Genomic DNA, 12246 nt, shown 5'->3' with positions numbered 1-12246 from the left:
GGCCGGTATCGGCCCGCCCGAGAAGAATGCGTTTACTGCGAGACGTCTTGGCCGAAATAGGTGTCGGCGATCTTCTTGTACGTGCCGTCGGCCTTGATGTCGGCCAGCGCCTTGTTGATGGCGGCGACCAGTTCCGGATCGCCCTTGCGCACGATCACGCCGGAATAGTCGGCGTTCTCTTCCTGCGCCGCGATCTTCACATTGGCGTCGGGTTTGTGCTTCTTGAAGTCGAGGAAGGACAGGCTGTCATTGACGGTGGCGTCGGCACGTCCGGTGAGCAGCAGCTGGATCGACTGGTCGAAGCCGTCCGTACCGACGAGCTCGGCGCCGTTGGTCTCGGCGAGCTTGCCGAAGTTCGAGGTCAGCGACTGTGCCGACTTCTTGCCCTTGAGATCGGCGAAGCTCTTGATGTCAGTGTTGTCGCCGCGAACGATCAGCACCGCCTTGGAGGCGATATAGGGATCGGAGAAGTCGTACTTCGCCTTGCGCGCATCGGTGATGCCGACCTCGTTGATGACGGTGTCATAGCGGTTGGAGTCGAGGCCGGCGATCAGCCCGTCCCACTTGCCTTCGAGGAATTCGACTTTCACGCCGAGCTTGTCGGCGATCGCCTTGGCGATCTCGACGTCGAAGCCGACCAGCGCGCCGGAAGCGTCATGATAGGTGAAGGGCGCATAGGTGCCTTCCGTGCCGACCTTGATGACGCCAGCCTGCTTGATCTGGTCGAGGTTGGCGCCGGCGTGGCCTGACGTAACCGCCAGAACCTGCAGCGTTCCGGCAACGATGAGCGAAGTGAGCCATTTCATTTTTCTGTGATCCCGTCTTGGCCGGTGGTCGGCACTTTGTGAAGGGCTGGAAACTGGCAGATGCAGCTCGGCAAAATAAGGAATCGGATTTCAAAGATAGATCATTTCAGAAATCCCATTCTCAAAATCCACACCGACGAACGCGGCGCAAACCTTCAGCGTTCCCGCTTCGCTCCACTCCGTCCAACCGCAGGGCGATTGCGCCGGGGAACATTCCTCGGCGTGGCGAGTTTTGCTGTTGTAGGGCGCAGCGCCGACATTTCAACCGAAGCGCCGACAAGATCGCGGTGGCGAGCCCGCCGGCAAGACCCGGAACAGGAGCGCGGCATGATCGAAGACACGGCAGGACGAACCATGGTCCGCGCGGCGATGAAGGCTCCTTATCTCGAGCGCGAGGAGGAGCATCTTCTGGCCTTGCGCTGGAAGGAAGATAACGACCAGCAGGCGCTGCACCGGATCACCGTCGCGCATATGCGGCTGGTCATTTCCATGGCCTCGCGGTTTCGCCACTACGGCCTGCCGCTCGGCGACCTGATCCAGGAGGGTCATGTCGGCTTGCTGGAAGCCGCGGCGCGTTTCGAGCCGGACCGCGAGGTGCGGTTTTCGACTTATGCGACATGGTGGATCCGCGCTTCGATGCAGGACTACATCCTGCGCAACTGGTCGATCGTGCGCGGCGGCACCAGCTCGGCGCAAAAGGCTCTGTTCTTCAACCTGCGGCGCCTGCGCGCCCGGCTTGCGAACGGTGCCGAACCGATCTCCAACGCCTCACTCTACCGCGAAGTTTCCGTCGCGCTCGGCGTCTCCGAGGCCGACGTGGCAATGATGGATTCCCGCCTCTCGGCTCCCGACTCTTCGCTCAACGCGCCGCTTGCCGACGATGCCGGCACGGCCGAGCGGATGGATTTCCTGATCTCGGACGATCCCTTGCCGGACGAAATTGTCGGCGACACGATCGACATCGAACGCCGCTCGCTATGGCTCAAGGCAGCGCTCGGCGCGCTCAATGCCCGCGAACTCAGGATCATCGAGCAGCGCCGTCTGACCGACGAGGGCGCAACGCTTGAGTCGCTTGGCGAAGCGCTCGGCATTTCCAAGGAACGCGTCCGCCAGATCGAAGCCCGCGCCATGGAAAAGCTGAAGGTTGCGCTGGTCGAGCAGAACCCCGAATTCATGGCGACAGCCGCCTGAACCTTGCCGTCCTGAACCTTATCTATCTGTGACGATCTTGACCTTGTCGCCGGTCGAAACGGCGGCGCCCGGCGACATCGCGTTGAGCACCCTAAACAGGTCGAGCTTGCGGTCGACGCCGACCATCTGCGCGGCGAGCGAGCCCATGGTCTGCCCCGCCTGCACGGTGACGACGCGGATATGCAGCGGCTTCAGCGCCGCCTTCTCGGCCGCGCTGAGGATGCGGAACGAGCCGCTCACCGAGCGCGCCACCGGATCGAGCGTGGTGCTGGCCGAGGGTGCCGCCGTCAGCAGCCGGTAGACCTGGCCGCCGGCGCGGATCACCGCGATGTCGAACTGCCAGCCGTCGGCGCCGGCATGCGCTGTCGCCGCCTCGTTGCCGTTGATGGTTTCCTGCTTCACGCTCGCATCGTCGAGACCGGCCACCCAGCCGCTGCGGATATAGTCGGTCAGCGGGCGGTTCTTGTCGATCGAAACGCCGTCGAAGCGGATCGCCATGTCGCCCGGGCCGGTCGCCGTCACGGCGGCGGCCGAATTGTCGATGACGAAGCCGTCGGGCACGGTGAACGACACGCCGAGGCCAGGATGCAGGAAGGTCTGGCCGCGCACATAGCCTTCTTCCGGCGTATCGCCGTAAAGCAGGCCGTCTATGCCGGCGAGGAAAGCATCGCGGTCGCGCGTGCCAACGCCCGGCGGGCCGAACTGACGGGCATGCCGCTGTGCCAGGTCGATGCGCTGCGGCGTGTTGGGGTGCGTCGCCAGGAAGTCGAGGCTGGCATCGGTGGCGCCGCTGATCGAGCGGAAATCGGTATAGGCCGACATCGACTGCAGGAAGCGGCCGGCGGCGTAAGGATCATAACCCGCCTCGCCGACCGACTTGATGCCGATGGCATCTGCTTCGAGCTCCTGGTTGCGCGAGAACTGCGCAAGCCTGAGCTTGCCGCGGATGAGTGCGGCCTTGGCGGTCGGGCTGTCGCCGAGCACATCGGAGACGACCTTGGTCGCCAGCCCTTCCTCGGCCTCCAGCTGCTGCCGCTGCAGGCCGTGATTGGCGGTGACGTGGCCCATCTCGTGCGCGATGACGGCGGCAAGCTCGGCCGAATCATTGGCCAGTGCCAGCAGGCCGCGCGTGACGTAGAGATAGCCGCCAGGCAGCGCGAAGGCGTTGACGTTGGGCGAATTTAGGATGGTGATGCGATAGGTCTGGGTCGGATTGGCAGACACCACGGTCAGGCTGCCGACGACCTTGGCCACCATACGCTCGAGCTTGGGATCGGAATATTCGCCGCCATAGGTGGCGAGGATGCGCGGATGCTGCGCCTTCGCCATCTCGGCGAGCTTGCTGTTGGCGACGACATTGTCGACGGTGACGGGCCTGTCGGACGGCTGGAAACCGGATTCCTGCACATCCGGCGGCGTGAACATCTGGCAGCTTGCCAGCGCCACGGCCAAGCCGGCCAGCGCAAGGAATCGCGCCAGCGGCTTCATCAACAGTCTGTCCTTGCCGGTCGGCAGATCGGCGTCCCTTCTGTTGTTTGCGGCAAATCACGGCCTATGCCGGACCAGTATGGCCGGACCTAGCCACACTCCTCTGGTCAAGGCAAGCAAACGCCGCATCGTCCAAACCCGGTTTGGCCGTAAATTATGTCCGCTTCCGGGCAATATCTCGTGATCCGGTGTTGACCGGTCCCGAGCCGATATAGCGCCGGAAGGCTTCCGGTCCAGCGCCGTCGAAGAAATCGGCCGCCGTCCCCGCCGCGGCGACCGCGCCATTGTCGAGAAACACCATATCTTGGCCGATGCGGCGCGCATCTTCGGGCTGGTGGGTGACGAACAGAACCGTCATCTTCCGCTCGGCATGGACACTGGCCAAAAGATCCAGCATGTCGTCGCGCAGGGCCGGTCCGAGGGAGGCGAATGGCTCGTCGAGCAGAAGCACCGGCCGGTCGCGCACCAGCACGCGGGCAAGTGCGACGCGCTGCCGCTCGCCACCGGAGAGCTCGCGCGGCAGGCGGTTTTCCTTGCCGGCAAGGCCGACGCGCTGGAGTGCCCCGGCGATCGCCTCGCGGTCGGCGCCGCTTAGGCCGAGCGACGGCGAGCGGCCGAGCCCGACATTGCGCTCCACCGGGAGATGGGCAAACAGATTGTTTTCCTGGAACACCATCGACACTGGCCGGACCGAAGGCGGAGCGGCGCTGACTTCCGCCTCGCCGATCAGCACGCGGCCCGACCCTGGCGCCTCGAAACCGGCCACCAGATTGAGCAGCGTCGATTTTCCGGAGCCGCTTGGCCCCATGATGGCGGTGATCCTGGAAGCGGCAAACTGGACATTGAAGAGAAACGACGCCTCGCCGTAGCTGAACGAAACATTGTCCAGCCGCACTGCTGCCCCGTGTTTCACGTCGGCGCCATCATGGGTGGGCGTCATGCTCGTTCTCCCCGCCCCAGCCGGTCTGCGACAAGCACGAGCGCCAGGCAAACCATGCCGAGCAGCAAGGCCAAGCCGGCGGCGTCCGCGGTCCGGTAACTGCCCATGCGCGCCAGCAAAAGATAAGGCAAGGTCTGCACTGAATCGCTGCCGAACAGCGCGATGACGCCGAGGTCGCCGAGCGACAAGGCCATGGCGAAGGCGAAGGCTGTGGCCAGAGGCCGCCTGAGCGACGGCCAGTCGACCAGAATGAGCCGGCTCCAGCCTGAGATGCCAAGTTGCGCGCAAAGCCGTTCGTGCCGTTCGCTCGCCGCATCATAGGCGGGACGCACGGCACGGATGGCGAAGGGCATTGCCATCACCGCGTTGACGGCAACGACCATGACAGGCGCGACGGCAAAGACGTCGCTGATCGCACTCAACAGCAGGAACCAGCCGGCGCCGACGACGATGGGCGGCACGACCAGCACAAAGCCGGCGCCGGTGTCGGTGGCATGTTCGAGCAGCGTCCGAGGACCGACGCCGCGCATCAGCGCGAGTGCTCGCCGCGCCATGATGAGCGACAACGACAGCGCCACCGCAAGAACCGCCGAGAGCAAGGCAAGCACGACGCTGGTCACCGTCGCCTGTCGCACGGCAGCCTCGCCCGCCAACCGGCCGAGATCGGCGCCAAGCCCGGCGGCCAACGTCGCGGCCATCGGCCCGGCGACGAACAGCAAGGCCAGACCGATCAAGGTGACGTTCAACGCGGTCTCGGCCATGCCGGCGGAAAGATACCGTCGCGGCGCCACCGGCAGATTGGCATCGCCAACCGTGTTGACGCCGAGCCGCATCAAGGCCAGCACGACGACGAAGGTGAGCGCGATCTGCAGAAATGTCAGCGTTACGGTCCGCGCGGGATCGAAATCGAAGCGCAGCGCCTGGTAGATGGCGACCTCCAGCGTCGTGGCGGCCGGCCCGCCGCCCAACGTCAGCACGATGGTGAAGGAGGTGATGCAGAGCATGAAGACAAGCCCGGCAATACCGGGGAGTGCCGCGCGCAGCGCCGGCCATTCGATCAGCCGGAAGGCGGGTCTTGCGCCCATGCCGAGCTGACTCGCCAGCCGCCATTGGTCGGCCGGCACCGTCCCCAGCGCCTCCAGGAACAGCCTTGTGGCCAAAGGCAGGTTGAAGAAGACATGGGCGACGAGAATGCCTGACAGCCCGTAGATGCCCGGCCAATTCCGGCTGCCAAGAATGCCGGCGAAATAGCCGGCATTGCCGTAGAGCGCCAGGATGCCGAGCGCAGCGACGATGGCCGGCAGTGCCAGCGGCAGGGCGAAGAGCTGCAGGATCAGGCCGCGGCCGAAAAAGCGCGGATGCCGCGACAGGGCGCGCGCCACGAACAGCGCCGGCACGACGGAAAGCAGCGTCGAGAGAGCCGCTTGCCACAGCGTGAAGCGGGCGACGCGCAGGAGATAGGGATCGAAGGCGGACGCAGCGCCGGAGAGGTCGCGTGCGCCTTCGAGGATGAGCCCGGCGAACGCGCCGCCGATCAGTAGCGCTATTGCCGAAAGCGCGACGATGCCGGCGGTGATGCGGGGATCGGTCGAACGCGCCGGTACCATCCCGACCCCTACTTGCTCATCACCGCCAGCCATTCATCCACCCAGACCTTGCGGTTGGCCGCGACCTCCTCCGGACTGAACAGCAAGGTCTTGGTTGGCTTGACCAGTCTGTCGAAGGCCGGGTTGAGCGGCTTGTCGGTCTTGCCGGCCGGGTACATCCAGTTGGTCTCGGGAATGACATTCTGGAACTTCGGTCCGGTCATGAAGGCCATGAACTTTTCCGCCAGCGGGTTCTTGGCGCCGGTCGTAGTGATGCCGGCAACCTCGATCTGCAGATACTCGCCTTCCTCGAAAGACGCCGCCTGGTAGCGCTCGGTGTTTTCGGCGACCATGTGGTAGGCCGGCGACGTCGTGTAGGACAGCACCATCGGCGCTTCGCCCTTGGTGAACAGGCCGTATGCCTCGCTCCAGCCCGGCGTCACTGTCAGCACCTTCGACTTGAGCTTGGCCCAGGCCTCCGGCGCCTTGTCGCCATAGACCGACTTGACCCAGAGCAGCAGGCCGAGGCCCGGTGTCGAGGTGCGCGGATCCTGGATGACGATCTTGTCGGTTGCATCGCCTTCGACCAGTTCCTTCAGGCTCTTCGGCGGCACTTTTAGCTTTTCGGTATCGTAGACGACGGCGAAATAGCCATAGTCGAACGGCACGAAGGTGTCGTCGCTCCAGCCGCCCGGCACGTTGACATCGGACACCGCGCCATGCGGCGCGAACAGGCCGGTGGCCTTGGCTTCGGCCGTCAGGTTGGTGTCGAGGCCGAGTACGATGTCGGCCTTGGTCGAGGCCCCTTCGAGCTTGACGCGGTTGAGCAGCGCCACGCCGTCGGCGACCGAGACGAAGTCGAGGGTGCAGCCGCATTCGGCCTCGAATTCCTTCTTCACCAACGGACCCGGACCCCACTCGGCGGTGAAACTCTCATAGGTGTAGACGGTGAGCTTGTCCTGCGCTTGCGCGGGTGCAGTAACAGCCAGGGTGATTGCTGAGATCAGTGCGTATAAAAGCGTGCGCATCGGCGCCTCCTTCGTTCGTGTTGAAAGGAATTGAGGCGTCGGGTTGTCCGAAACGTCTAATCCCTCCGCCGGTACAAACCGGATCAGGTTCAGCGGGTTGGCTGGTTTGCCTCTCAGCCGGTCCGCGAAGATCGCGTCCGGCACCCCGTTAGAGCGTTTCGACACATAGGCCCGGCCGATGTGGCGTGCAAGCGGAACTTTGCCGGGGATCCAGTGCATGTTGCCCAAAGACGCGACGCACGTGAGGCCCGGCCTTCCGTTTCGCAGGCAGGGCTGGTAAGGGCCACGAGATATGAGCACATTCACCATCCTGCTTGGCGGCGATCTCATCCGCACGCCACTGCTCGACCGCCAGATCGAGGGCACGCGCGTCATCGCCGCCGACGCCGGCATCGGCCATGCTCGGATGCTGGGAGTGATGCCCGAACTCTGGGTCGGCGATTTCGATTCCGTGCCGGCGGATTTGCCGGACGATCTGGCCGCCGTGCCGCGCCAGGTGTTTCCGCCCGAGAAAGACCAGACCGACGGCGAACTGGCGATATCAGCCGCACTCGAACGCGGCGCCACCAGCCTGGTTCTCGCCGGCGCCTTCGGCGGCAAGCGTGCCGACCACGCCTTCCTGCACCTAGCCCTCGCGGTGCGCCTGGCCGAAGGCGGGATGGATGTGCTTTTGACCAGCGGCGCACAGGAAGGCATCCCGCTTTTGCCTGGAAAAGCCGGTTTCAGCTACGCCGACGGCACGCTGTTTTCGGTGCTCGGCTTCTCCGACCTTGCCGGCTTGAGCGTCACTGGCGCCAAATGGCCGCTCGACCATGTCGAAGTTGCGTTCGGCTCGTCGCTGACCATTTCCAACGAGGTCAAGGGCCGCCTCGAAATCGCCTTGGGCAGCGGCCGTGCGCTGCTGCTTGCCCACCCCTACCCCTTGCCTGAAAGCTGATCATGGCCCCGCCGCTTCTCAATCTCGACGGGGTCAAGCTCACCTTCGGCGGCACGCCGCTGCTTGACGGCGCCGAACTCAGTGCCTCGGCCGGCGACAAGATCGCGCTGGTCGGCCGCAACGGCTCCGGCAAGTCGACGCTGCTGAAGATCGCTGCTGGAATGATCGAGCCGCAGGATGGCGAAGTGTTCCGCCAGCCCTCGGCGACCGTGCGCTATCTGCCGCAAATGCCCGACATGGACGATTTCGCCAACGTTCGCGCCTATGTCGAGGCGGGACTGGGGCCCGCCGACGATCCCTACCGCGCCACCTATCTGATGGAACACCTTGGCCTCACCGGCGAAGAGAAGCCGAACGATCTCTCCGGCGGCGAGGCGCGCCGCGCAGCCCTTGCCCGCGTCATGGCGCCCGAGCCCGACATTTTGCTGCTTGATGAGCCGACCAACCATCTTGACCTGTCGGTGATCGAATGGCTGGAGGAGGAGCTTGCCCGCACCTCGTCGGCGCTGATCCTCATCTCCCACGACCGTCGTTTTCTCGAGCGCGTCTCGCGCGCCACCGTCTGGCTCGACCGTGGCCAGACCCGCCGGCTCGACAAGGGCTTTGGTCATTTCGAGGAATGGCGCGACCAGGTGCTGGAAGAGGAAGAGCGCGAGCAGCACAAGCTCGGCCGCCAGATCGTGCGTGAGGAGCACTGGCTGCGCTACGGCGTGACGGCGCGGCGCAAGCGCAACATGCGCCGGCTTGGCGAGCTGCAAACCATGCGCCAGCGCTTTCGCGGCCATCGCGGCGCCGAGGGCACGGCGACCCTGGTGGCCAGCGACGCCGCTGAATCCGGCAAGCTGGTGATCGAGGCCAGGAACATCGAGAAGAGTTTTGGTGACCTCACCGTGGTCAAAGGCTTTTCGACCCGGATCCAGCGCGGTGATCGCGTTGGTCTGGTCGGACCGAACGGCGCCGGCAAGACGACACTTCTGAAGATGCTGACCGGCGAGCTGGCACCGGATGCCGGCTCGATCCGGCTTGGCGTCAATCTGGAGATCGCCACGCTCGACCAGAAGCGCGAGGCCGTCGACCCGGCCGAGACGCTGGCGCATTACCTCACCGACGGGCGCGGCGAAAATCTCGTCGTCAATGGCGAGCAGCGCCACGTCGTCTCCTACATGAAGGACTTCCTGTTCAAGCCGGAGCAGGCGCGCACGCCGGTGCGCGAGCTTTCCGGCGGCGAGCGGGCACGCCTGCTGCTGGCTCGCGTGCTGGCGCGGCCGGCGAACCTTCTGGTGCTCGATGAGCCGACCAACGATCTCGACATGGAGACGCTGGAACTGCTGCAGGAATTGGTCGCCGGTTTTGCTGGCACTGTCATCCTGGTCAGCCACGATCGCGATTTCCTCGACCGCACCGTGACCAGCGTGATTGCGCCTGACGGCGGCGGCCGCTGGATCGAATATGCCGGCGGCTATTCCGACATGCTGGCGCAGCGCGGCGGCACCAGGCTGGAAGACCGCAAGGCGAGGCCGAAGGACGCTGGCGAAGCGCCGGCCACAGCTAGGTCAGAACCCGCGGCTCCGAAAGCTCCGGCCAAGAAACTCTCGTTCAAGCAGAAATTCGCGCTGGAATCGCTGCCGAAGAAAATCGAGGCGGTGACCGCATCGATCTCAAGGCTGGAGAACAACATCGCCGATCCCGCCTACTACGAGCGCGATCCGGCCTCGTTCCAGAAGACCATTGCCGCCCTCGACAAGGAGCGCTCCACGCTGGCCGCGCTCGAGGAGGAGTGGCTGGAGCTGGAGATGCTGCGCGAGGAGATGGAAGGTTAGAGCTGGGCCTTCTCTGACAGCAGCCTGTCACAGGCAGGCATCGCAGATCGCGGCGATGTGCCTTGCGTCCGTACCACAGCAGCCGCCGAGCACGCAGATGTGGCCGAAACGGTCGCGCATCGCGCGATAGCGCCGGCCGAGGTCGACCGGATCGCCGGGATCGAGCTCGGTCGCCGCGTCGAGCTCGGCATGGCTCTTGGCGGACGCGTTGGCGCGCACGCCGCGAATGCGGCCCACCCAGCCTCCGTCGCCGGCAAGAACGGCGTCGAAATGGCTGGGGTGCGCACAGTTGATCATGAAATAGGCCGGTGCGCCGTCGGTTTCGTCGTCAACGGTTTCGATGGCATCCTTCAGGCTCTCGCCGGAGGGCAGGCGCCCATCGGTCTCGACAGTGAAGGAGAGCACCGACGGAAGGCCCGATGCCATTGCGGCGCAGGCTATTCCGGCCGCCTCGTGCGAATAGGTCATGGTGATGGCGCTGACCATATCGGCGCCGGCGTCGCGGAACGCCTTGATTTGCTCGATGTGATAGTTTTCGGCTTCGGCCGTCGTCATCACCGCATCGACACGGTAGCCGTCGCCGCGCGGTCCGACCACTCCATTCACAAGGACGACCATCCCGCGCGCGACGTAAGGCGCACCGAGCGCCCGTGCCCACGAGACAGCGTGCCGGTTGGCGGCCGACAGCGCCTTATCCGAGTAGCCGAGCTTCCCGCCCCAGTCCGGATTGGCGCGCCACGTCGGCGTGTCGAGCACGAAGCCGACGCCGCGCTGTTCGGCGATATCCAGAAACTGGCGGAAATAGCGAGCGAGCCTGTCTTGGCCTTCTTCCTCACCGAGCAGGGGAAAAGCGGCAAAGAACGGCAGATCGAGCCCATGCATGAAGACGAGCGACGTTTCGAGGCCGCCATCCGTCAGGAGAACGGTTTCGCCCAGCTCACGAAGATCGATCTTCGCATTGGTCATCGCCCGTGCCCGGTTTCGACCTGCCGTTTAAGTGAGTATAGCATCTGAAGACAATTTCTCCCATGTCCCCAGAGCAATTCCAGGAAAAGTGCGTAGCGGTTTTCCGCCCGGAATTGCGTAAAAACAAAGAGTTAGAGCGGCTCAACGATTCTACCGATGTTGGACCGCTCTAGGAAGCAGGCTCGTGCGCACCGCGATCGGACACCGCCATTGCCGCTGCGCGCAAATGCGCATAGATTATGCGCATGTTGCGGAGGTCACCATGCGCAAGCTTGCCTCGAACGCGATCCGCCAGCCGGCGAACCTGTCGATCGATTCCAATCTCATGAAGGAAGCCAAGGGGCTGGACGTCAATGTCTCGCGCGCCGCGGAAGCCGGCATCGCAGAGGCCGTGGCTGCCGAAAAGACGCGGCTGTGGAAGCTGGAGAACCGTGCCACGATGGAAGCGTGGAATGAATACGCCGAAAAGCAAGGAATACCGCTGGAAGAGTACCGGCAATTCTGATGGCCCGCTATGATGTCTTCGCGGGTCGCGTCGAAGGCAGCTATTTGCTGAACGTGCAATCCGATCTGCTCGACCATCTCAGGACACGCGTGGTGATCCCGCTTCTCCCGATCCAGGCCGCACCACCGGCGATTCGAAAACTGCATCCCATCGTCGAGATCAATGGCCGAAAGCTGCTTGTGGCCACCCATCTGATCGCCACGGTTCCGACCAGCGAACTGGGTGAAATCAGGTTGAACATCACCAAGCATCACGACGACATCGTCGGCGCGCTCGACATGTTGTTCCAGGGTTTCTGAATTGTCGGGCCGAGCTTTGCTCAGCCCGACGTCTTGGCCTGCCAGGCCTTCAGCGCCTCGTCGAACACCTTCTCGCCGGGGATGCCCTTCTCCATGGTGAGCAGCGCCCGCCGTCCGGTCTTGTAGACAACCGGCACGTCGATCCAGTCCTGGCCGCGGAGCAGGGTAAGGTTGGCGTCCTCGTCCGCCTTGGTGTCGTTGAGCGCGACAAGGAAGAAGCCGTCGGCGATCTTAGCCGGGATGCCGATCAGCGGGCTGCCGGCATCCTGCTCCGAGCTCTTCATGGCGATGCGCAGGATGTTGTCGACGCCGCCACCGTCAAAGCTTTCCGGCGTCAGGAAGATCATCTCGATGATGTGGCTGGCCGGCAGCGTCTGGTCGGTGTTGCGCCTGATCGTCATGCGCAGCTGGATGTCCTTGCCCGGAATGGTCGCTTCGGCCCGGATCGCCGGCTCGGGCGGCAGGTCACCGCCGGGCGATTCCTGCACCAGCGACCAGACGATATTGCCAGGCTCGGCCGAGCCTTGCGCGGTGCTTGTGCGTTCTTCGTAGAAGATCGCTTTCTGACCGACCGGCAGCGTGGCCTCGGCGGGTGCGGCCGCCGGTGCGGCAGGCGCGGCCGGTGTGGTGCCGGCCGCTGGCGGCGCAGTCGGAGCGGCGGCAGTAGCGTCAGCCGGTGC

General features: G+C 64.6%; 11 protein-coding genes, 1 pseudogene and 1 riboswitch. Of the genes and pseudogenes, 5 read left to right on the top strand and 7 right to left on the bottom strand.

Features of this window, described 5'->3' with window-relative positions:
* Positions 1-32 precede the first annotated feature (32 nt).
* Entirely contained in the window at positions 33-806 is a 774-nt protein-coding gene (locus ACFX5Q_RS27390) for an amino acid ABC transporter substrate-binding protein (protein WP_404283006.1), read from the bottom strand.
* A gap of 327 nt (positions 807-1133) precedes the next feature.
* On the opposite strand from ACFX5Q_RS27390, the gene ACFX5Q_RS27385 reads away from it, so the two are divergent.
* Positions 1134-1997: an RNA polymerase factor sigma-32 gene (locus ACFX5Q_RS27385; RefSeq protein ID WP_006202434.1), complete on the top strand. Its 864-nt coding sequence runs from the start codon at positions 1134-1136 to the stop codon at positions 1995-1997.
* Positions 1998-2015: 18 nt separating this feature from the next.
* Here ACFX5Q_RS27385 and ACFX5Q_RS27380 read toward each other — a convergent pair whose 3' ends face one another.
* The 4 genes from ACFX5Q_RS27380 to thiB form a co-directional block, all read right to left on the bottom strand.
* Positions 2016-3485, bottom strand: coding sequence for a M48 family metalloprotease (locus tag ACFX5Q_RS27380; RefSeq protein WP_006202433.1), 1470 nt, complete (start codon positions 3483-3485; stop codon positions 2016-2018).
* Positions 3486-3639: 154 nt separating this feature from the next.
* Entirely contained in the window at positions 3640-4425 is a 786-nt protein-coding gene (thiQ, locus tag ACFX5Q_RS27375) for a thiamine ABC transporter ATP-binding protein (protein ID WP_404283005.1), read from the bottom strand.
* Positions 4422-6032, bottom strand: a complete 1611-nt coding sequence (thiP, locus tag ACFX5Q_RS27370) for a thiamine/thiamine pyrophosphate ABC transporter permease (protein ID WP_404283003.1) — start codon at positions 6030-6032, stop codon at positions 4422-4424. The genes thiQ and thiP overlap by 4 nt, the downstream gene beginning before the upstream one ends.
* A gap of 8 nt (positions 6033-6040) precedes the next feature.
* A complete protein-coding gene (thiB, locus tag ACFX5Q_RS27365) occupies positions 6041-7039 on the bottom strand; it encodes a thiamine ABC transporter substrate binding subunit (protein WP_404283001.1) in 999 nt (332 codons plus the stop codon).
* Positions 7040-7082: 43 nt separating this feature from the next.
* Positions 7083-7197, bottom strand: a riboswitch (TPP riboswitch).
* A 134-nt stretch (positions 7198-7331) separates the two neighbouring features.
* Here thiB and ACFX5Q_RS27360 point away from each other — a divergent pair.
* The gene (locus ACFX5Q_RS27360; RefSeq protein WP_404282999.1) at positions 7332-7976 is read left to right on the top strand and encodes a thiamine diphosphokinase; all 645 of its coding nucleotides are present in this window, start codon (positions 7332-7334) and stop codon (positions 7974-7976) included.
* Between the two features lie 2 nt (positions 7977-7978).
* Positions 7979-9796 (top strand): ABC-F family ATP-binding cassette domain-containing protein, encoded by a 1818-nt coding sequence (locus ACFX5Q_RS27355; RefSeq protein WP_404282998.1) that lies wholly within the window; start codon positions 7979-7981, stop codon positions 9794-9796.
* 27 nt (positions 9797-9823) lie between these two features.
* On the opposite strand, the gene ACFX5Q_RS27350 is transcribed toward ACFX5Q_RS27355, so the two are convergent.
* Positions 9824-10762, bottom strand: coding sequence for a homocysteine S-methyltransferase family protein (locus ACFX5Q_RS27350; RefSeq protein ID WP_404282997.1), 939 nt, complete (start codon positions 10760-10762; stop codon positions 9824-9826).
* A gap of 262 nt (positions 10763-11024) precedes the next feature.
* On the opposite strand from ACFX5Q_RS27350, the gene ACFX5Q_RS27345 reads away from it, so the two are divergent.
* Entirely contained in the window at positions 11025-11267 is a 243-nt protein-coding gene (locus tag ACFX5Q_RS27345; protein ID WP_120013622.1) for a type II toxin-antitoxin system CcdA family antitoxin, read from the top strand.
* On the top strand, positions 11267-11566 hold the full coding sequence (locus ACFX5Q_RS27340) for a CcdB family protein (RefSeq protein ID WP_404282995.1): 300 nt from the start codon (positions 11267-11269) through the stop codon (positions 11564-11566). Before ACFX5Q_RS27345 ends, ACFX5Q_RS27340 begins: the two co-directional genes overlap by 1 nt.
* Positions 11567-11586: 20 nt before the next feature.
* On the opposite strand, the pseudogene ACFX5Q_RS27335 reads toward ACFX5Q_RS27340, so the two are convergent.
* A pseudogene (locus ACFX5Q_RS27335) lies at positions 11587-12246 on the bottom strand (hypothetical protein); the annotation flags it as partial.

Source organism: Mesorhizobium sp. IMUNJ 23033 (assembly GCF_044778005.1).
Lineage (GTDB): Bacteria > Pseudomonadota > Alphaproteobacteria > Rhizobiales > Rhizobiaceae > Mesorhizobium > Mesorhizobium amorphae_A.
The sequence above is the reverse complement of the archived record's forward strand: the minus strand, read 5'-3'. Positions and strand labels throughout refer to the sequence as shown.